Annotated in this window: 21 protein-coding genes; 1 reads left to right on the plus strand and 20 read right to left on the minus strand. The window is 68.4% G+C overall.

The genetic code is table 11. The features are described from left to right. Positions 1 to 89: 89 nt before the first annotated feature. Genes WT97_RS11135 through WT97_RS11160 form a run of 6 tightly spaced genes read right to left on the minus strand, consistent with a single transcriptional unit; the run spans position 90 to position 4,085 of the window. On the minus strand, positions 90 to 986 hold the full coding sequence (locus WT97_RS11135; protein WP_060031938.1) for an alpha/beta fold hydrolase: 897 nt from the start codon (positions 984 to 986) through the stop codon (positions 90 to 92). 18 nt (positions 987 to 1,004) lie between these two features. Then, complete coding sequence (locus WT97_RS11140; protein ID WP_034204576.1) at positions 1,005 to 1,532, minus strand: cupin domain-containing protein; 528 nt, start codon at positions 1,530 to 1,532, stop codon at positions 1,005 to 1,007. 34 nt (positions 1,533 to 1,566) lie between these two features. Then, on the minus strand, positions 1,567 to 2,337 hold the full coding sequence (locus tag WT97_RS11145; protein ID WP_060031941.1) for an SDR family oxidoreductase: 771 nt from the start codon (positions 2,335 to 2,337) through the stop codon (positions 1,567 to 1,569). Then, entirely contained in the window at positions 2,330 to 3,400 is a 1,071-nt protein-coding gene (locus WT97_RS11150) for an aromatic ring-hydroxylating dioxygenase subunit alpha (RefSeq protein ID WP_059500228.1), read from the minus strand. The genes WT97_RS11145 and WT97_RS11150 overlap by 8 nt, the downstream gene beginning before the upstream one ends. A gap of 54 nt (positions 3,401 to 3,454) precedes the next feature. Further along, positions 3,455 to 3,766 carry a recombinase-like helix-turn-helix domain-containing protein gene (locus WT97_RS11155; protein WP_059783038.1) on the minus strand — a complete coding sequence of 104 codons (312 nt, stop codon included), beginning with the start codon at positions 3,764 to 3,766 and terminating at the stop codon, positions 3,455 to 3,457. Position 3,767: 1 nt separating this feature from the next. Then, positions 3,768 to 4,085, minus strand: coding sequence for a non-heme iron oxygenase ferredoxin subunit (locus WT97_RS11160; protein ID WP_006489883.1), 318 nt, complete (start codon positions 4,083 to 4,085; stop codon positions 3,768 to 3,770). Between the two features lie 435 nt (positions 4,086 to 4,520). Between WT97_RS11160 and WT97_RS11165 the strand changes: the two genes are divergently transcribed. Further along, positions 4,521 to 5,600, plus strand: coding sequence for a porin (locus tag WT97_RS11165; RefSeq protein ID WP_059500226.1), 1,080 nt, complete (start codon positions 4,521 to 4,523; stop codon positions 5,598 to 5,600). A gap of 123 nt (positions 5,601 to 5,723) precedes the next feature. Here WT97_RS11165 and WT97_RS11170 read toward each other — a convergent pair whose 3' ends face one another. The 14 genes from WT97_RS11170 to WT97_RS11235 all read right to left on the minus strand — a co-directional run bounded on the left by WT97_RS11170 (position 5,724) and on the right by WT97_RS11235 (position 18,303). Next, the gene (locus WT97_RS11170; protein ID WP_027780959.1) at positions 5,724 to 6,617 is read right to left on the minus strand and encodes an IclR family transcriptional regulator; all 894 of its coding nucleotides are present in this window, start codon (positions 6,615 to 6,617) and stop codon (positions 5,724 to 5,726) included. Positions 6,618 to 6,914: 297 nt separating this feature from the next. Next, the gene (gene tecA / locus WT97_RS11175; RefSeq protein ID WP_060031948.1) at positions 6,915 to 7,394 is read right to left on the minus strand and encodes a type 6 secretion system effector deamidase TecA; all 480 of its coding nucleotides are present in this window, start codon (positions 7,392 to 7,394) and stop codon (positions 6,915 to 6,917) included. Between the two features lie 99 nt (positions 7,395 to 7,493). Continuing rightward, positions 7,494 to 7,979: a hypothetical protein gene (locus WT97_RS11180; protein ID WP_060353434.1), complete on the minus strand. Its 486-nt coding sequence runs from the start codon at positions 7,977 to 7,979 to the stop codon at positions 7,494 to 7,496. Next, the gene (locus tag WT97_RS11185) at positions 7,976 to 9,418 is read right to left on the minus strand and encodes a Do family serine endopeptidase (protein ID WP_060353477.1); all 1,443 of its coding nucleotides are present in this window, start codon (positions 9,416 to 9,418) and stop codon (positions 7,976 to 7,978) included. Before WT97_RS11185 ends, WT97_RS11180 begins: the two co-directional genes overlap by 4 nt. A 103-nt stretch (positions 9,419 to 9,521) precedes the next feature. Continuing rightward, entirely contained in the window at positions 9,522 to 9,884 is a 363-nt protein-coding gene (locus WT97_RS11190) for a hypothetical protein (protein WP_059500223.1), read from the minus strand. A gap of 40 nt (positions 9,885 to 9,924) precedes the next feature. Continuing rightward, positions 9,925 to 10,782, minus strand: coding sequence for a hypothetical protein (locus tag WT97_RS11195; protein ID WP_060353435.1), 858 nt, complete (start codon positions 10,780 to 10,782; stop codon positions 9,925 to 9,927). Between the two features lie 8 nt (positions 10,783 to 10,790). Beyond that, a complete protein-coding gene (locus tag WT97_RS11200; protein WP_060353436.1) occupies positions 10,791 to 11,681 on the minus strand; it encodes a peptidylprolyl isomerase in 891 nt (296 codons plus the stop codon). 47 nt (positions 11,682 to 11,728) lie between these two features. Continuing rightward, positions 11,729 to 12,148: a hypothetical protein gene (locus WT97_RS11205; RefSeq protein ID WP_257128479.1), complete on the minus strand. Its 420-nt coding sequence runs from the start codon at positions 12,146 to 12,148 to the stop codon at positions 11,729 to 11,731. Beyond that, positions 12,145 to 12,717, minus strand: a complete 573-nt coding sequence (locus WT97_RS11210) for a YbjN domain-containing protein (RefSeq protein WP_060353479.1) — start codon at positions 12,715 to 12,717, stop codon at positions 12,145 to 12,147. The genes WT97_RS11205 and WT97_RS11210 overlap by 4 nt, the downstream gene beginning before the upstream one ends. Before the next feature lie 59 nt (positions 12,718 to 12,776). Next, positions 12,777 to 13,448, minus strand: a complete 672-nt coding sequence (locus WT97_RS11215) for a hypothetical protein (RefSeq protein WP_060353437.1) — start codon at positions 13,446 to 13,448, stop codon at positions 12,777 to 12,779. A gap of 12 nt (positions 13,449 to 13,460) precedes the next feature. Continuing rightward, complete coding sequence (locus WT97_RS11220; protein WP_082751366.1) at positions 13,461 to 15,272, minus strand: putative porin; 1,812 nt, start codon at positions 15,270 to 15,272, stop codon at positions 13,461 to 13,463. Between the two features lie 92 nt (positions 15,273 to 15,364). Beyond that, positions 15,365 to 16,063, minus strand: a complete 699-nt coding sequence (locus WT97_RS11225) for an energy transducer TonB (protein ID WP_059789673.1) — start codon at positions 16,061 to 16,063, stop codon at positions 15,365 to 15,367. Positions 16,064 to 16,067: 4 nt separating this feature from the next. Continuing rightward, positions 16,068 to 16,478: a biopolymer transporter ExbD gene (locus tag WT97_RS11230; protein WP_027780971.1), complete on the minus strand. Its 411-nt coding sequence runs from the start codon at positions 16,476 to 16,478 to the stop codon at positions 16,068 to 16,070. A 19-nt stretch (positions 16,479 to 16,497) separates the two neighbouring features. Further along, positions 16,498 to 18,303: a DUF2341 domain-containing protein gene (locus WT97_RS11235; protein ID WP_060353481.1), complete on the minus strand. Its 1,806-nt coding sequence runs from the start codon at positions 18,301 to 18,303 to the stop codon at positions 16,498 to 16,500. Positions 18,304 to 18,350: the final 47 nt, after the last annotated feature.

The raw sequence follows: 18,350 nt of genomic DNA on the forward strand, positions 1-18,350 counted from the left end.
CCGGGCCGCCCCAAGCTTAGATGGACATGCTCTCTGGGGATGGGGGGGCTGCGCCCCCCCAAGCGAACGAATGTGAGCGTGGGGGCAATTCATGCCAGCCCCCGCTGCGTATCGCACTGACGGCAGAACGTATCGATCAGCGCCGAATAGGCGGCCGGCGCCTCCACATAACCGGCATGCCCGGCCTGCGGAATCACCTGCAGCCCGACGTGCGCGGCCGCGGCGATCCGCTCGCACGCGGCGGGCGGCGTGATCGCGTCGTTCGCGCCGACGGCCACGGCCGTGCGGCCGCGGAAGCCGGCGAGATCGGCCGCGAGATCGGCGTTCGCGAGCAGATGCGTGGCCTGCGCATAGCCGGCCGGCACGATGCGCGCCATGTTCCAGCGCACCCATGCCCGTGCCTCCTCGTTCGCGAAACCGGACAGCATGTTGCCGCTGCGCTGCTCGGCGAGCCCGGCCGGGCCGAGTTCCGCAAGCATCGCGAGCCGCGCGTCGCGGCGCGATTCGCGCGTTTCGGCCGGTGCGCTGCCGTAACCGCCCGCGGGCGAGATCAGCAGCAGGCCGGCAATGCGCGCGGGCATCACGCGGGCCAACCCGCCCGCGACGATCGCGCCGAGCGAATGACCGACCAGCACGCAGCGTTCGATGCCGAGTGCCTCGAGCCACGCGTTCAGCGATGCCGCGTAATCGGCGGCGGCCGGCGACGCGCCGTGCACGGGCGTCGACACGCCGTAACCGGGCGCATCCCACGCAAGCACGCGTCGTGACGCGCCGAGCGTGTCGAGCTGGCGGACCCACGACGCGGCGCCCGAGCCGATCCCGTGCAGCAGCACGACGGGCAGCGCGCGGCCCGCATGCTGCGCGCCGGCCTCGCGGTAGCCGATCGTGCCCGCCGCGCCGGCTGCGCAACGCTGTTCGGGAAACTGCCCGAGCAGCGCGGCGAACGCCGCGGTGCGGTCGCGTTCACGTTTGTCGATGACACTCATTGCTTCACCCGCTCCGTCTCAACGCTTGATCTTCGCGAGCGGCGAATCGGGCGGATACGTCGGCGTGATCGGCTTCGGCGAACCGAGCATCACGCACATCAGCGCATCTTCCTCGCCGATGTTGATTTCCGTGCGATACACGCCCGGCGGCACCGAGATCAGGTCGCGCTCGCCGAGGATCGCTTCCCACGTCTCGCCGTCGCGCTCGCAGATCACCTTCATCTTGCCGCGCAGCACGAAGAAGATTTCCTCGACGTCGACATGGATGTGGCTCGGCCCGATGTTGCCGGCCGGGATGACCATCGTCGAGAACGTGAAGTTGCCGGCCGGCACCGTGTTGACGTCCTTCGCGACGCCCGTGCCGCCCGTGCCGACATAGCGCATCTGCGCACGGCGGTACTTCGGGTCGTAGTCGGCCTGGAATTTCAGTGCGTCCCAGTCGTAGCGTCGCGTCGCGTAGCGCGCGACGCGCCCTTCCATCCAGTCGTTGAAGCTTGCGCCTTCCGGCTGATCCCACGACTTGCGTTCGAGATCGGCGTCCGCCATCGTCCTCTCCTTCATTGCGAGTGAAAACTTCGATTCAATTCATTACGAAGCCGCCGTTCACCGGCAGCAGTTGCCCCGTCACGAAGCGCGCGCCGTCCGACAGCAGGAACAGCACGGGGCCCGTCACGTCGTCGGGCACCTGCGCACGTGCGAGCGCGCGGCCCTGCAGGTAGAACGCGTGGCGTTCCGCCGGCACGTACGCGGTCGCCTCGACTTCGGTCAGCCCCGGCGCGATCGCGTTGACCGTCACGCCGTGCGCGCCGAACTCGCGTGCCTGCGCGTGCGTCATCGCGATCACCGCGCCCTTGCTGGCGACGTACGCGAGCAGCTTCGGCGCCCCCCACAACGCGGTGTCCGACGCGAGGTTCACGATCGCGCCGCGCCCCGACTGCGCAAGGTGCGGCAACGCCGCATTGCTGACGAGCCACACGCCGCGCACGTTCACGTTCATCACGGCGTCCCACGTCGACACGTCGAGCTCCGTCGAGAGCTTGCCGCCCGAGTTCGTGATCGCCGCGTTGTTGATCAGCGCGTCGATACCGCCGAGCGCCGCCGCGCCCTGCGCGACGAAGGCGTCGATGCTGGCCGGGTCGGCGAGATCGAGCGCGAAGAAATGCGCGGTGTGGCCGGCGCGTGCGAGCTGCGCGGCCAGCGCGCGGCCCTCTTCCGCCAGCACGTCGCCGAACGCGACCTGCGCGCCCGCTTCGACCAGCGCCTTCACGAACGCGGCGCCGAGACCGCGCGCGCCGCCCGTGACGAGCACGCGCCGACCGGGCAGCGCCACGACCGGAGCGAACTCAGCCATTCGCCGGCTCCGAAGCGGCGTGTGCCGCGCGATGCGCGTCGAGCGCGGACAGATGCTCCTGCGCCCGCTGGCGCAGCATCCGGCGCACGCGCGTGATGCCAACGTCGTGCTGGTACAGGTATTCGTGATCGCGCGCATGCGGCGCGAGGCTTTCGAGGACGTAGCGATCCTGTTCGAGCACGTCCCAGTGCAAGCCTTCGAGACGGTTGCGGTACATGAAGCGCCACACGTCGCGCTGCCAGCCGCTGACCTTGCGGGTACGCCAGAAATAGACCTGGCAGTGGTCGCCGTCGACCGGCGTCGCGAAGCCGATGATCCCGAAGTTGCCGCCGGGGCCGAACTTCTGCTTGTACGGAATCGCGAGGCGCATCCACAGGCAGCCGGTTTCGCCGAGCTCGACCCAGTCGAAGTTCACGTCGCGCTGGCCGATCTTCTCGAACATCAGGCCCGTATCCGTCTTGCGCACGCGCATGTCGGCCTGCTTGTCGCCTTCGGCCATCGAGTGCGACGTCGCGTGCAGGTACGCGCCGTGCATCGGGTCCATTACGTTGTCGATCGCGTACTGGTAATTGCACTTCCAGTTCGACACGCACAGGAAATGGCCGTACTCGTCGGCCACGAGCTCTTCCGGCAGGTTCAGCGGCGCCGGCTCGCCGTGCGCTTCGTCGCCGAACCACAGGAAGATCGCGCCGGCCTTCTCCTCGACCGGATACGACTTCACGCACTTCGTGCCTTCGAGCGGACAGTTCGACACGGCCGGCACGCGGTTGACCGTGCCGCCGCCGTCGACTTCGATGCCGTGATACCAGCATGCGATGTTGCCGCCGAGGTTCCAGCCGAGCGACAGGCGCGCGCCGCGGTGCGGGCAACGATCTTCCAGCGCATGGACTTTTCCTTCGTGATCGCGCCACAGCACGATCTGCTCGGACAGGCGCGTGAGGCCGACGGGTGCGTTCGACACCTGCCAGCTCGGCGCGACGGGATACCAGTAGTTCTTGATGCCGCGGTCGAGGTAGTCGCGGACCGGGTCGCGTTGGGCTTCGTATTGTGCGGGGGACGTCATCGATGTGCTCCGGATGCGGTTGTCGTCGGGTCGGCGGTCACGCAGCGCGCGCGCTCATTCCGCCAGCGAGGCCATTTCGGCGCGGAAGCGCTCCGCGGTCCACGCAGTGCCGTCCGGCGCGCGGAAGCCGATGCGGTTCAGGCCCGCGACGACATCGTCCAGCTCGGTCGCGCCGCTCTCGAACACGCGTTCGAGCGCATCGCCGAGGTCGTTCTCGTACTGGGTCGGTTCGGCCTTGCGGTTCTGCCAGACCTGGTTCTCGACCTGGCCGGGAATCTCGATCTGCCCCTTGCCCGCGACGTTGTTCGGCTGCGGCGCCACCCACGGCTTCAGGAAGGGATTGAAGTTGACGGTCGCTTCTTTCATGTCATTCCACCTTGATCTGGATTTCCTCGCCGGCAAGACGCACCGCGTACTGCTTCAGCGCACGTCCGCCCGGCCCCTTCAGGCATTCGCCCGTCTTGATGTCGAACACCGCCTCGTGCAGCGGGCATTCGACCGTGCCTTCGTCGACGAACCCCTGCGTCAGCAGCGCGTACGCATGCGGGCATACGTTCTCGAGCGCATACACGTCGTCGCCGACGCGGTAGATCCCGATTTCCACGCCGTCGGTCCGCTTGAACTCGATCGGCGTGTCTTCCGACAGCGCGCCGGCGTGACCGGCGCAAATCCATTGCTCAGACATCTCGCACCCTTCCTTCTGATCGACTCTCGTTTTGTTCCATATTAGGAACAACAGTTTATGGATGGTGATTATAGGAGCGACCTTCCGCGAGTAAAACAAAAAGCTGCATGTCCTAGGGAAAACACCGACCGGCGGGTCGAAGATCGCCACGACCTATCTCGTCAAATGTGATTTTTTGTTTGGTTGCGGGGATTTAGGTCCGTTTTTCCGGATTCTCGAACCCATGTTGCAGATCAGCGCCCACCCGATCCGGCCCGATAAATTTATTTTTGACCACCCGTCGGACACCTCTATACTTCATTCCACTAGAGGCACATTGTTCCTTATATGGAACATAAAAATGCCCACTCGACGATGAACATGCGCGACGGCCGGCCGTCCCTGCGCAGCCCCGTCACAACACGTTTTCATCAGGTTGGAGAGTCAGGAGACAAAATGGTCAAGCATGCGGTAGCAGCGGCAGTCATCGGAATGGGCGCCGCGTCGGGCGCATGGGCGCAGAGCAGCGTGGTGCTGTACGGCAGCCTGGATGCGGGTGTCGCGTACGTGAACAACGTCGGCGGCCACGCGAAGTGGGCGATGATCCAGGGCAATACGCAGCCCGATCGCTGGGGCCTGAAAGGCAAAGAAGATCTCGGCGGCGGGCTGTCGGCGATCTTCCAGCTGGAGAACGGCTTCTATACGAACAACGGCCAGTTCGCGACCGCGAACACGATCTGGAACCGCGCGGCGTTCGTCGGCCTCAGCGCCGAGCGCTACGGCACGCTGACGCTCGGCCGCCAGACGCCGCTGGCGTTCGACTATCTCGATCCGCTCAGCACCGCGTACCTCGCGATGAGCTGGTACGCGTTCCACCCAGGCAACATCGACGGGCTCGCCGCGACCGGCAACGTGCCGTACAACAACGCGATCAAGTACCGTTCGCCGAGCTTCGCGGGCTTCTCGGCCGCGGCGACGCTCGCGCTCGGCAACACGACGAACTTCTCGACCGGCAAATCGGTCGGCGTCGCGCTGAACTATGCGAACGGGCCGTTCAAGGCGTCGGCCGTCTACTCGAACGAGCACGATCGCTCGATCCTGATCGGCCAGACGGGCATCGCGTCGTTCCAGGGGCAGAACACCGCGAACGGCTACCTCGCGAACAAGGTCGAGAACATCGGCGCGGGCGCGTCGTACCAGATCGGCGACTTCCTCGTGCACGGGCTCTACACGCGCGTGAAGATGCAGTCGAACGGGTTTTCCGACACGTTCCAGAGCTACGACGCCGGCGTGAACTACCGCAGCAGCGCGTTCAACACGATCGCGGGCGGCGCGGCGACCACGACGCTGGCCGGCCGCCGCTGGACTCAGGTCGAACTCGGCGACATCTACGCGTTGTCGAAGCGCACGCAGCTGTATGCGAACGTGCTTTACGAACACGGTTCGGGTGGTGCAAAAGCCGCGTTCTTCACGGCCGGCGCGTCGAGCACCGCGAACCAGGTGATCGTGCTGACCGGCATCCACCACTCGTTCTGAGCGACGGCGGACGCGCTTGCCCGACGCCGGAAACGAAAAGAGCAGCCCGCAGGCTGCTCTTTTCTCGTTGGCGACGGGTTGCCGGCGATCGGCGCAGCCGCGCGATGCGGCGCGTTCGGTGGATCAGAACATCGCGACCTTGTGGCGCGCATGCGCGAACGTCGGGTCGCTTTCGAGCGGTCGATAGTTCAGCCGTTGCGACAGGTCGACCGCCGCGCCGCACACGGCTTCGACGAGCCGCTCCTTCTCGCCGGCGTCGCCGATCTCCGAGCGCGGCACCGTCGCGGTGATCGCCGCGACGATGGAACCCGAGTGATCGCGCACGGGCGCGGTCACGGCCGAAATGCCGCTCTCGAACGCCGCCTCGCTGACCGCGTAGCCGAGCCGCGCGTAATGACGCACGCGTTCGTACAGTTCGTCCACGGTGCCGGGCGTGCGCTCGGTGAACTGTTCGAGTTTCTTCTCCGGATAGAGCTGCCGCAACGCGTCGCGCGTCAGGTCGCCCATCAGCACGTGACCGTGCACGGTCGCATGCGCGGGCAGGCGCGTGCCGACGTGCACCTTCACCGAACCGAACATCGACGCATTGCTCTGCGCCTTCGCGACGAACACCACGTCACGCTGGTCGCGGATCAGCAGGTGCGTCGACAGGCCGGTGGAATCGCGCAGCCGTTCGAGCACGGGCGCACCGAGATCGGTCAGTTCGAGCGAATTCAGGTATTCGAAGCCGAGCCGCAGCACGCCGACACCGAGCCGGAAATAACGATCGCCGTTCACGCGTTCGAGAAAACCGAGCGCTTCGAGCGTCTGCAGCAGGCGGAACGTGGTCGTGCGCGGAATGCCGATACGCTTCGACAGCTCGGGCGCGCCGAGCACCGGCTCGCGCGCGGAGAATTCGGCGAGGATACGCAGCCCGCGTTCGAGGCCGGGCACCAGATACGACGACGCGCCGCCGGACGGCTCGTCGTCGCCGGGCGCTGCCGGATCGGGTGCATCGCTCATCGTTGTCTTGACCATGTGGACATGGACGGAAGGAAGTCGGACACGAAACAGGTCATGGATCGTCGTGGATATTCGGTCATGCTACCTCAGTGCGCGCATGGCACGCACCGGTGCGCGGCGCCGCGAGGCGGCATGCGCGCCCACGCCGCCATGACGCGTCATTCAAGGTCGAGAGGATAGCAGCGTTGGACGGCGCGACGCCATGCGGATATCGCCGAACGGCGGGAAAGCGGCCGCGCGGCGCCGGCGCGCGGCCGCCAACGGGTAATGACGGAAACGGCGGAAACGGCGTGAGATTCGACGCCGGACAGCCTACAGGCGCGACAGATAAACGCGAATGGTCGTGCGATCGTACGTAAAGCCGCCGGCCGGATCCGGCTGCAGCACCCGTGCCAGATCGACCGGATGCAGCCATCCGGCGCCCAGCAGGCCGCCGTTGATCCCGCGGATCCGGGTGCCGCCCACGGCGATCGCGGCGTGAAAGACATTGGCGCCGCGGGCGAAGCCGACCGCTGTGCCCGCCGGAATGCTCGCGCGCCCGTCCCATTGATCGCCGGTCTCGAAGTTGAAGCGCGTCCTCCACTGCTGACCGTTCGTGTCGAGCAGCGCACCGGGCGCGATCATCGCGTCGGCGCGCAGCAGATACCGGACATACGCCGCAGCGTCGTAGCAAACGCCGCCGGACACGTACTCGTCGATGTTCGCCATCCCGAACATCAGCGCTTGCGCGTGTTTTTGCCGCTCGGCGATGCCGGATTGGGCGACATGCCCGCCTAACTGGGTCAGTTGCACGGATAGCTCCTCTCAGGAAAGCGGGGCATCATTGTCCCGCCGATGCAATATCGTCATATCTTATTACGATATCCGCCAGCGTCTACCCGGTCCGGAACGTCATGGCATGCGCGCCGCCGACGCCGGTGCGGCGGCCGCCGCGTCGGGATTGGGTGCGAGCCGCAGGCGCACGCGCAGCGGCTGCAGCATGTCGGGCGGCGGCGGCTCGCTCAGCGGGCCGGCCGTCAGCAGTTGTCGCAGCGTCGCGTCCGCATCCGGATCGCCGAGCGACGCGAACTCGACGCGCGTGACGACGCCGTTCGCGCCGAACCACGCACGCACGACGATCGCGGGCGGCGGCGCATCGGCGCGTGCGTTCAGCACGCGCGTCTCGAGATAGCGGTGGAGCCGGTCGGCCGCGTCGCCGTCCGCTTCGAGCCACGTCTGGAACTGCTGCCCGGCGAGCTGTCCGTAGCGGATCCACGCTTGCGGCACGTCGGCCGTCTGCGCGACGGCCGGGGCCGGGGCCGCGCCCGCGGCCAGCACCGCCGCGACGACGATCGCCCCCAGCCATCCCGATGCGCGCTGCTTGCGCATTCGCTTCATCCCGCCTCCCGTTTCGACGACGAATCCGCCCGGCCGATCTCGATCGGCACATACAGCCGCGTGCCGCCACGCTGCACCAGCAGCGCGACGTTGCCGTGCGCGGCATCGATCCCGGCCATCAGCGCGCCGATGCTCGCGACCGGCACGCCATTGACCGACAGCACGGCATCGCCGGGCTGCAACCCCGCGCGCGCCGCCTGGCCGGTCGCCTGTTCGACGACGAGCGCCTGGCCGACGCCGAGCCGCTGGCGCTCCTGCTCCGTCGCGGCCCGCAGCGCGAGCCCGAACCGCGCGGGGCCTTGTTCGCCGCCGGCCGACGCCGTGCCGCTGTCGAACGCGCCGACCGTCGCGATCGCGTGCATCGCCCGGCCCGCACGCCACACGAGCAGATCGGCTTGCCGCCCCGCCCGCATGCCCGCAACCATGCCGAGCAAATCCGCCGATTCCGCGACCGGCTTGCCGTCGACCGCGAGCACGACGTCGCCCGCCTTCAGGCCCGCGCGCGCGGCCGGGCCGTCCGGCTCGACCATCGTGATCAGCGCGCCGTCCGGGCTCGCGAGACCGAACGAACGCGCGAGCGCCTGGCTCACTTCCTGCAGGGCCACGCCGAGCCGGCCGCGCGTGACCTTGCCGGTGCGCAGCAACTGATCCTTCACGTCGAGTGCGATGTCGATCGGAATCGCGAACGCGAGCCCCTGGTAGCCGCCCGTCTTCGAGAAGATCATCGAGTTGATCGCGATCACGCGGCCGCTCAGATCGAACAGCGGGCCGCCCGAATTGCCGGGATTGATCGGCACGTCGGTCTGGATGAACGGAATCGCCTGTTCGCCGGGCAGGGAGCGCGATTTCGCGCTGACGATGCCCTGCGTGACGGTATTCGCGAACCCGTACGGCGACCCGATGGCCATCACCCAGTCGCCGACCTCGGTGCGCGCCGGATCGCCGGTCGCGACGACCGGCAGGTCGTGCGCATCGATGCGGATCACCGCGACGTCGGATACGGGATCGCTGCCGATCACCCGCCCCTTGAACTGGCGCTTGTCGGTCAGCTTCACGTCGATGGCGACCGCGTCGCCGACCACGTGCCGGTTGGTCAGGATCACGCCGTCCGCGCTCACGATGAAGCCGGAGCCGAGGCTCACCTCCTCGCGGTTGCCGATCACGCGCCGCGCGAGAAACGGCGCGAGCGGATGATCGGGCGCGATGCCGGGCGGCAACTGGATCCCCATCTGCGTGACTTCGCGCGTGACGCTGATGTTGACGACCGCCGGCCCGACGCGCCGCACGAGCGCCGCGAAGTTCGGCAGCGCAACCGTGGGCGCGCCGGCCCCCTGCACCGCGCGCTCGGCGCCCGTGGCCGCGCCGCATGCGCAGGCGAGCGTCACTGCGAGCCCGGCCGCGAGCGCCGCCACGCTGCCGATGTGCTTGCCCGATTTCACGTTGCTGCTCCTCGTCGGTTCGCGCCGGTGCGCCACCGGCCCGTGCCTGTTCCCAAACCGTTGGTCCGCCGCACCGTTCGCGCGCCGCGGCTGCGCAAGCGCTTCACTTCGGCGGCACGGCAACCGGCGCATTCGGCCGTTGCGGCGTAACGGATTTGCCCCAGTTCGACCCGAAGCGGTTCCGCTCGGTCGACAGGTTGAACGTGCCGAGACGGTTCGACGGTTGCTTGGACAACCGCTCCGAATCCGTCTGCGACGCGCCCGCCTGAGGCTCGGCCTTCGGCTTCAGTTGTTCGCTCAGGCAGTCGTACGACAGCGCGCGCTTGCCGTCGACTTCGGCGTCGACGCACACCGGCTTCGCGGCCGAGCCGGGCTCGGCCGCCGCCGCGCGGCCGCCCTGCGCATGCGCGCCGGCCGCCAGCAGCACGCAGGCGATCGCCGCGATGCCGTTTCGTCGCCTCTTCATCCGCGCCTCCATCGGTAACGACGCCATCGCGCGCATGCCTTCATGCTCCCGCGCCGGCCCCCGGCGCGCGGGCCAGAAAGCGCCCGAACGCCGCGCGATCGGCTGCGTCGACGGCCGGTTCGCCCGCATCGACATATCGCGCCCACGCATCGCGCATGCCGTCGACCGGTTGCCATGCATGCACCTGCGCGCCGGTCGGATACGGCGTGACGAGCGGCTCCCGGTAGTCGACGCGAAACAGCGGCGACGCGTCGTTGCCGGCCGTCCACAAATCGCCGACGTCGCGCACGCTCGCGTCGAACCAGAAGCGCACCCAGCGAACGGCCGGCGCGCGCGCATCGTCGGCCGGCGTACCGGCAGCGGGCATACGGGCACCCGGCGCGGCGGTGCCCGACACATCCGGCACGCGCAGGAAACCGGCCAGTACGAGCAGCACGGCGGCGAGATCGTCTTCGCGCAACGTCCGGTACGACCAGAGATCCGCGACATCCGCGCACGAGATCACCGCGATGAAGCGCCCGATCGTGAGCGCGGGCCACGCGCGTCGCATCAGCGCGTAATGGCGCGGCCACTGCGCAATGAAGCGGTCCCGATGACGGGCCGCGACCTGCACGTCGCGCGAGCCGCGAATCGTCGGCTCCTCCGGTTGATACTGGCGTGTGGTGAGCACGCACTGCGCGGAACAGCGCGCGCTCCGGTGCCGCGCATAGCCGCCCGCGCCGGGCAGCGGCTCCAGCGCGCCGAAGCAAAGCGGGCAATGCGTCGGCCACTCGCCGGGCCGGCCCGGCCACGGGTTCGCCTTCGGCATGCGCGGACGATCGGAGGCGGCGGAGCGACGACGCGCCGGCGTACGCGCGTCGGGCGCCTCGACGCGCGGCGTCGAACGGAGCGTGGCCATGAGCGCGCCTACCGAGCCGACGCGAGCGCTTTCTTCAGCGCGTCTTCGTTGATCGGTGCGTTCGCGGCCAGCTTCGCGAGATACGCCTGTGTATTTTGCTGCGTGCGCTGGGCGCGCAGCATCGCGCGCAGTTGCTCCTTCACGTCGGCCAGCGGACGCGGCGCGGACGCGCGTATCTCGATCAGCTTCACGACGTGAAAGCCGGCCGGCGTCTGGATCGGCGCGGATACCTGGCCCGGCTTCAACGCGTCGGCTGCCTGACGGACCGCCGGCACCATCAACTGCTCGGGCACGAAACCGAGATCGCCACCGTTCGCGGCGCTCGCCTTGTCCTGCGAGTTCGCCTTCGCCAGCGCCGCGAAATCGCCGTTGCGCGCGCGGTTCGCGAGATCGGCGGCCTGCTTGCGCGCCTTGTCGAGCGTCGCGGCATCCGCGTTCGGCGGCACCGCGATATAGATCTGCGCGACATGCAGCGCGCGCGGCGCCGTGAACGCCGCGCGGTTCTTGTCGTAGGCGGACTGGAGTTCCGCGTCCGACGGGTAGTCGGCCGGCGGCGCATTCACCGACGCGAGATAGCTGCGCACGACGATTTCGCGCTGCGCCTGCTCGACGGCTGCCTGCACCTGCGGCTGCCGGTCCCAGCCCTTCGACTTCGCCTCGGCCAGCACGGCCTTCTGCGCGAGCGTCGAACGCACGACCTGGTCCAGCGCCGCGGGATCGGCCGCGAGACGCTCGCGTCCTTCCGCGCTCACGGTCTTCAACAGCCCGGCGATGTCGGCCTGCGTGACCGACGCCTGTGCGGCATTCGCGATCACGTCGTCCTGCGCACATGCCACGAGCGGCGCGCCCAGCACGAGACCGCCTGCCACCATCGCCAGCATCTTCATCTTCGTCATCATCGTTCGACTGCCCTCTGGATTGCTTCTTTTCAAATACGGACGCCGTATCAGCGTGCGCCCGTCAGCGCCACACGCAGGACGAGCGGTTGCGCCATCCCGCGCGGCGGCACCATGCCGATCTCCCTGCCGGCAAACGCGGCGTGCAGTGCGGCGTCGAGCGACGCCTGCCCGGCCGCCGCGCTGTCGACGCGCGTCACCCGCCCGCGCCGGTCGAGCCACGCTCGCACCGGCAGTACAGGCCCGTCGTCGCCGGCATCGGCCCGCGCGTCGGCCCAGCGTTCGATGTCCGCGCGCAGGCGGCCCGCGGCCGCATCGTCGCCATCGAGCGCCGTCTGCAGCCATTGGGCGACGTGTTGCGCGTACGTGCCCCACGCGGCAGGCGCGTCACCCACGGCCGTCGCCCCGGCTCGCGTGCGGCCCGGCAGCAACGCGCGTAGCGCGGCGCCGAGCCGATGCGCGACGATCACGATTGCGCGGCCGCTTCGACGGAGGCGGTCGTGGCGGGCGGTTCGCCGGCCGCCGCCCGCGCCGCCGCTTCCTGCTCGGCCATCGCGGGGCGGTTGCGCAGGTGCAGCAGGAATTCCTGGATCAGCCGATCCCACAGCTCGACCGTCGAACGCAGATAGCGCTCGGACACGCCGCCCGCGACGACGACGTCCATCTCCAGCGCGAGAAACTGCCCGTGGCTCGCGAGACGCGCGAAGCGCTTGGTGCGGTTCCAGTCCGCGACGAGTTCGGCCGGCAATTCGCCCTGCACTTGCAGCACGCACGACATCGTGTAATCGATGTACGGCAGCGCGGCGAGCGGCGTGTCGGCGCCCTGCGGCGCGAGCGGCGCCGCAGGGTTGCCGAAGCGCACCGCGAAACCGATACCCTGGCTCGCGCTCATCAGTTGCACCGAGCCGTTCTGCTCGGCGGCCGTCACGCGGTAGCCCGCACGGCGCAGCACGTCGGCCAGGTGGTCCGCGCTGATCGCTTCGATCGGCGCGTCGTGTGCCGCGCGTTCGGCGCCGGCGTTCGGTTGCTTGTCCTGCATGTCGAGGTTCCCCCTGTTCGACGGATCGATGGATTCCAATGCGGTATCGGGCGACACGCTCACGGCGCGCTCGCCGCCGATGCCGGCGCCGCGGCGGCCGCACGCGCGGCCGGATCGTACTTTCCCGCATACAGCGCATCGCCGTAGCGCTGCGCGAGATCGTCGTACTTCACGCGGGCCGACTGTGCGAACGGCTGCCTCGACGAGAGGAAGGTGCCGATCCCGACATGCTCGTACGCGTCGAGAATCTCGTGCCCGACGCGATACAGCTCCGCATTGTGTGCCTGGCAGGTTTTCAGTTGCGTGTCACGCGCGGCAACGTCCTTCTGCAATTGCGCGTGCTGCGCATCGCGGGCGCGCGACACGGCGAGCAAGTCCTCATAGGACGCCTTGTATTTCGCGAGCGACTTCGCGTCCTGCTCGCGGCCGGCCCGCTCCTGCGCGAGCGCACGCTTCGCAGCCGCCTCGGCGCCCGAGTCGCCGCGCGCCGCCGCAAGCTGCGCCTGCATCGCCTTCAGTTGCGCGAGCGCATCGTCGCGCTGCTTCTCGGCCGCCGCCTTGTCGCTCTGCAACTGCGCCTGGCTGTCCTGCAACTGGCGCAGCTCCTGCACGGTCGAGCGCAGCTGGCTGCGCAGCTTGTCCTCGATGCTCTGCGCGTGCGCGCCGACGGCCGCGAACAACAGCGCGGCGGCGACGGCGACCGCCGGCATCGTGCGAGTGATCGTATTCATGCGCGGCTCCGGTCAGAAGCGAGCATTGAGCTCGATCTGCAGCACGTCGATCGACACCGGCGGCCCGTACACTTCCTTCGAGCTCAGGTAGCGGGCCGACACCCACGTGTCGCGCGCGACCGCATAGGCTGCGCCGATCACGTAGCCGCGTGCGTTGGTGCCGCCGAGATGGAAATCGGGATCGTTGAACGCGTCGAGCACGGCGTCCGGCTGCAGGTACTTGTACGCGATCGAGAAATTCCACTGGCCCTTCTCGCGCGGCTCCGGCTCGCCGACCGTCGCCTTCGCGAGGAAGCCGTTCGGGCCGCTGCGATAGTCGGCGCGCGTCGCGTTCAACGACGTCGCTTCGTAGTTGTTGACCGGCAGCGACGCCGCCGCGAACGCCTTGTTGTCGTTGTACGCGAGGTTGCGCACGTATTCGCCGTCCAGGCGCAGCTTGAAGCGATCAGCCACGACGGTATCCCACTGCGCCTTCAGGTCGAGCAGCCGATAGTTGTATGCGAGCCCGAAGAGCTGCGGCTGCGGCGTCATCCCCGGCGCAAGGTTCGGGTTCTGCACGATGTTGCGCAGCGCGATCAGCGTGTTGCCGCCCTGCATGAACGCGGGCGCCTCGTTGTCGGTGCTGCAGTTGGTCGCGCCGAGATACAGTGCGCACGGCGACGACAGCGTGCCGCGCATGTTCTGGAAGTCGTAGTACGCGACCGCGCCGCGCAGCCGGTTCTTCGCGTCGATCTTCCAGTCGGCGCCGAACTGCGCGCCGAACATCCACTTCGTGTCGCTGCCGGCCTTGTCGGTGCTGTTCGACGGGAAGTTCTCGCTCGTGTACTGGATCGGGAACACGCCGAGCGTGCCGAACAGCGTGACGTCCGGATTCCACGGCAACGCGTGGCGCAGGTTCGCCGCGAGCCCGTCCATCATCAGATCGTCGGCGAACACGAGGTCCGACTTGAAGAACGGATTGTCGAAGCGGCCGGCCGTCAGGTTCAGCCACGGCGCCGGCTTGTACGCGAAGAACGCCTTGTTCAGCCAGATGTTCTTTTTCGCGAAGCCGCCGCCGGCGGTGGCCGTGGTCGACACCGGCCCGTTGTCGTTGCCGCTCGCGAGCTGGATGCCGGCCGTCATTTCGTCGGACAGCGTCGCGGTCACGCCGAGCCGCGCACGGTAGCGCAGCAGGTTGTTGCGGTTCTGCGTGGTGTTCTGCGTCGGCAACTGCGTCGTGTTGGTGTTCGGGTTGATGTCGAACCCGTTGCCCTGGTTGATCGCCGCGAAATTCGTGACGTTGTTCGCGTTGCGGCTGCCGTAGAAGTGATACTCGTCGCGCACGCGCAGGTCGCCGTCGAGCTTGATCCGCGATACCCAGTCGGGGAACGTGTTCGGCTGCGCCCAGTTCTCGGCCTTCGCCTGTGCGATCACTTCCTGCTTCACCTGGTCGCGGATCTGGTCGCGCACGAGTTGCGGCACGTACGGCACCGCGACGTCGCCCGGCTGGGTCGGCGGATTGACCACGCCGCCCGCGACGACCGGTGCGCCCGACCCGCGCGCGGCCCGCGCCTGCACGGCCTCGGTGCGCGCCTCGCTGATCAGCTCATTCGCGTTCTGCTGCGTGAGCACGCCGCGCTTGACGAGCAGGTTGATCAGGTTGATCACCACGCTTTCCGTCGGCGCGGCCTTCCCCGATGCCGCCTGCGCCTCGAGCGATTGCGCCTGTGCGACGGACGCGCACGTCAGCCCCAGCGTCAGCACCGCCGCGCCGACGCGCGACAGGCGCGCGGGCGGCGCGCCGTTGCAGGGCACCCCGCCCCGTCCGTTCATCTTCCGAATCATCGAAGCACTCCGAACAATTTTCGTTTCTTTTCCGGCAGGATCCGTGCGACGGACCTGCCCCATGATTCTTTCGTGGTCTCTCTCGCGCATCGTCATGCCGGCTTGCGGCCCTGGAGCTTGACGAGCACCGGGTACGACGTCGCCGGCGGCGGCGCTTCGTCGACCTTGCCAAGCGTCTCGACCGCCGCGACGACGGCCGCGTCGATCTTCGCGTCGCCGGTCGACTGCGCGATCGTCACCTTCGTGATCCGCCCCGACGCATCCATCCACAGGTTCAGGCTGCCGGCGAAGCGCGCGCCGCCGGCTTCCTGCACGCCCTTGTCCTGTTCGATCGCACGCTGCAGCACGTACACCATGTACTGCGCGTAGCTCGCGTTGCCGAACTTGCCGCCCCCGCCGCTGCCGACCATTCCCGAGCCGTCGCCCGCGCCGATGTTGAAGCTGTCGGTGCCGGCCTGTGCGGGCGCATTCATCGTCATCTGCTTCGGCTGGTTGTCCGACGGCTTCGGCGCCTCGGACGGCTTCGGCGCGACGGTCGGCTTGTCGACCGGCGTCTTGACCTCTTCCTTCACCTTCTCGGGCGGCGGCTTCTGTTTCGGCGGCGGCGGCGGCGGCGGCAACGGGATCACCGTCGTCACCTGCGGCGCGCTCGCGCGCTTCACGCCCGCGGTGTCCCCCGCGAAATGCCAGATCAGCGCGGCGAGCCCGGCGAGCACGAGCGCGATCGCAACCGGCTTCACGAAGCGGCCGGGGCCTTTCTGCGGCGGGCCGCCGTTGTAGGTCATTTCCATCGCGCTAGCCGCCCTGCTTCGCCTTGCCGGTCACGAGCCCGACCTGCGACAGGTCGAGCCGGCGCAGCAGGTCGAGCACGTCCATGACCTTCTGGTACTGCACGGCCGCGTCGCCCTTCAGCACGATCGGGAATTCCGGATTGGTCGCCTTCTCGGTGCGCAACCGGCTTTCGAGTTCGTCCATCGTCACCGGATACGCGTCGAGGAACACCTGCCCCGAATCGGCGACCGTGATCGCCTTCGTCTTCGGCTTCGCGAGGCTCGCAGACGAGCTCGCCTTCGGCAGGTCGACCTTGATGCCCTGCACCGACGCGGTCGTCATGATGATGAAGATGATCAGCAGCACGTACGCGAGGTCGAGCATCGGCGTGATGTTGATGTCGTCGTACGGCTTGTCGTCGTCCTGAACCTGCATGGTGGTCTCCTGCGTGCGTTCAGTCGGCCAGCACCGCGTGGTCGGGCGCGCGGTGCGCTTCGGCCAGGCGCGTGACGAATTCGTCGACGAACACCTGCATGTTCGCGGTCACGTTCTTGTTGCGGATCAGCAGGTAGTTGTAGCCGAACAGCGCGGGAATCGCGACGAACAGGCCCGTGACGGTGGCGAGCAGCGCGGCCGCGATACCCGGTGCGATCGCGTTCACGTTCACGTCGCCGGCCGCCGCGATCGCCGCGAACGTGATCATCACGCCGACCACCGTGCCGAGCAGGCCGAGGAACGGGCCGCCCGAGATCGCGATCGTCAACAGCACCATCGATTTCGACAGTCGCTGGTTCTCGCGCACGAGCGTCGCGTCCATCGACGCGCGGATCGCCTCGATCGATTCGGACGTGATCACCGTGCGGCCGTTGCCGTCCACGCGGCTGTGAATTTCATGCACGCCGGCCTTGTACAGCCGATACAGCGACGACTGGTACAGGCGCCGCCCTTCCGCGCTGCCTTCGTCGACGTGCGCGAGGCCGACCAGATGGCGGCCGGCCACTTCGCGGAAACGCTGCACGAAATACTGGTTCGCCTTGTCGACGGTGCCGACGTAGCGTGCCTTCGTCCACATCACGATCCACGACACGAGCGCCATCCCGAGCAGGATCGTGATCACGACCCACGCATCAACGGTCACCGACTGCACGATCACGCCGAAGTAGCCGAAGCCGAAGCCCGACTGCTTCTCGTCGGCGCCGTACGCGACCAGCTTCGATTCCGAGCCCTGCGCGAGCGCGTCGACCGCGAGCGCGGCGGGCGAACGCGCGATCTTCGACAGGCGCAGTTCGTCGAGCGCGCCCGCATACGCGGCGAACCCGGCCGGTGCGCCGGCCGCGTCCGCGCCGATCGTCGTCACGCCGTTCAGCGCGGGCAGCGTTGCCGCGACCTGCGACACCTGCTTGCCGTTCACGTAGACGGTCAGGTTCTTGCCGTCGGCCGTCACCGCGACATACGTCCACTGGTTCACAGCGACCGGCGACGCGGCCGGCGTGCGCACCGGCGCCGGATTGCCGGCCGCGCCCTGGACTTCCGCGAACGGCACGCCGTTGTCGAGGCCGATCAGCAACGCATTCGCGCCGTCGCGGCGGCCGTACAGCAACGTGTTCGGCGCGAGCGCCGACGGCTTGACCCACGCGCTGAACGTGAAGCTGCCGCCGGCCGGCACGTTCAGCGACGGGCTCGCCGGCAGCGTCAGCGACCCCGTGCCGTCGAACCGCGCGCCCTTGCCGACGATGCCGTCCTCGATCGTGCGGAACGACGCGTTCTGCGCGTGGTTGCCGTACGCGGTCGCGTCCTTCGGCGGGGCGCCGGCCGCACCGTTGAAGTGATAGACGAGCGTGTAATCGGCATCGAACGTCTCGGCCGGCTTGCCGCCGTCCGGCGCCTTCTTGTTGCCGTAGTACATCCAGATCGACTCCGCGGCGCCCGCCGGCATCTTCGGCACATCGACCCAGATCAGCGCGACGCCGAGCACCGGATCGTATTGCTCGACATGGAAATTCAGCGGCGTCTTGTCGTCGGCCGCGACGAAGCGGATGTCGGCGCCGTTGTCGGCCAGCCCGTCGAACTGGAAGTTGCCCGAATGCAGGCGAATCAGCAGCGGCACGCGGCCGGCCGATTCCGCGAGGTTCGCGCCCTTCGGGCTCGCGTCGATCGTGATCGCCTTTCGGTACGACCAGTCGTTCTGCCACCATGCGTTCGCGATGCCGGGCAGCACGCCGAGCATCACCGCCAACAGGAAAAACAAGACTCGCTTCACGATCCACTCCCCGAATGGGCGGGCGCCGCGCTCGTCGCATCGCCCCG

The sequence above is a fragment of the Burkholderia sp. MSMB1459WGS genome, from assembly GCF_001534535.1.
Lineage (GTDB): Bacteria > Pseudomonadota > Gammaproteobacteria > Burkholderiales > Burkholderiaceae > Burkholderia.

Excerpts from the sequence above, each read along its gene's own strand:
- WT97_RS11135 (WP_060031938.1), bottom strand. The coding sequence starts at position 986 with ATGAGTGTCATCGACAAACGTGAACGCGACCGCACCGCGGCGTTCGCC.
- WT97_RS11140 (WP_034204576.1), bottom strand. The coding sequence starts at position 1,532 with ATGGCGGACGCCGATCTCGAACGCAAGTCGTGGGATCAGCCGGAAGGC.
- WT97_RS11145 (WP_060031941.1), bottom strand. The coding sequence starts at position 2,337 with ATGGCTGAGTTCGCTCCGGTCGTGGCGCTGCCCGGTCGGCGCGTGCTC.
- WT97_RS11150 (WP_059500228.1), bottom strand. The coding sequence starts at position 3,400 with ATGACGTCCCCCGCACAATACGAAGCCCAACGCGACCCGGTCCGCGAC.
- WT97_RS11155 (WP_059783038.1), bottom strand. The coding sequence starts at position 3,766 with ATGAAAGAAGCGACCGTCAACTTCAATCCCTTCCTGAAGCCGTGGGTG.
- WT97_RS11160 (WP_006489883.1), bottom strand. The coding sequence starts at position 4,085 with ATGTCTGAGCAATGGATTTGCGCCGGTCACGCCGGCGCGCTGTCGGAA.
- WT97_RS11165 (WP_059500226.1), top strand. The coding sequence starts at position 4,521 with ATGGTCAAGCATGCGGTAGCAGCGGCAGTCATCGGAATGGGCGCCGCG.
- WT97_RS11170 (WP_027780959.1), bottom strand. The coding sequence starts at position 6,617 with ATGGTCAAGACAACGATGAGCGATGCACCCGATCCGGCAGCGCCCGGC.
- WT97_RS11180 (WP_060353434.1), bottom strand. The coding sequence starts at position 7,979 with ATGAAGCGAATGCGCAAGCAGCGCGCATCGGGATGGCTGGGGGCGATC.
- WT97_RS11190 (WP_059500223.1), bottom strand. The coding sequence starts at position 9,884 with ATGAAGAGGCGACGAAACGGCATCGCGGCGATCGCCTGCGTGCTGCTG.
- WT97_RS11195 (WP_060353435.1), bottom strand. The coding sequence starts at position 10,782 with ATGGCCACGCTCCGTTCGACGCCGCGCGTCGAGGCGCCCGACGCGCGT.
- WT97_RS11200 (WP_060353436.1), bottom strand. The coding sequence starts at position 11,681 with ATGATGACGAAGATGAAGATGCTGGCGATGGTGGCAGGCGGTCTCGTG.
- WT97_RS11210 (WP_060353479.1), bottom strand. The coding sequence starts at position 12,717 with ATGCAGGACAAGCAACCGAACGCCGGCGCCGAACGCGCGGCACACGAC.
- WT97_RS11215 (WP_060353437.1), bottom strand. The coding sequence starts at position 13,448 with ATGAATACGATCACTCGCACGATGCCGGCGGTCGCCGTCGCCGCCGCG.
- WT97_RS11220 (WP_082751366.1), bottom strand. The coding sequence starts at position 15,272 with ATGATTCGGAAGATGAACGGACGGGGCGGGGTGCCCTGCAACGGCGCG.
- WT97_RS11225 (WP_059789673.1), bottom strand. The coding sequence starts at position 16,063 with ATGGAAATGACCTACAACGGCGGCCCGCCGCAGAAAGGCCCCGGCCGC.
- WT97_RS11230 (WP_027780971.1), bottom strand. The coding sequence starts at position 16,478 with ATGCAGGTTCAGGACGACGACAAGCCGTACGACGACATCAACATCACG.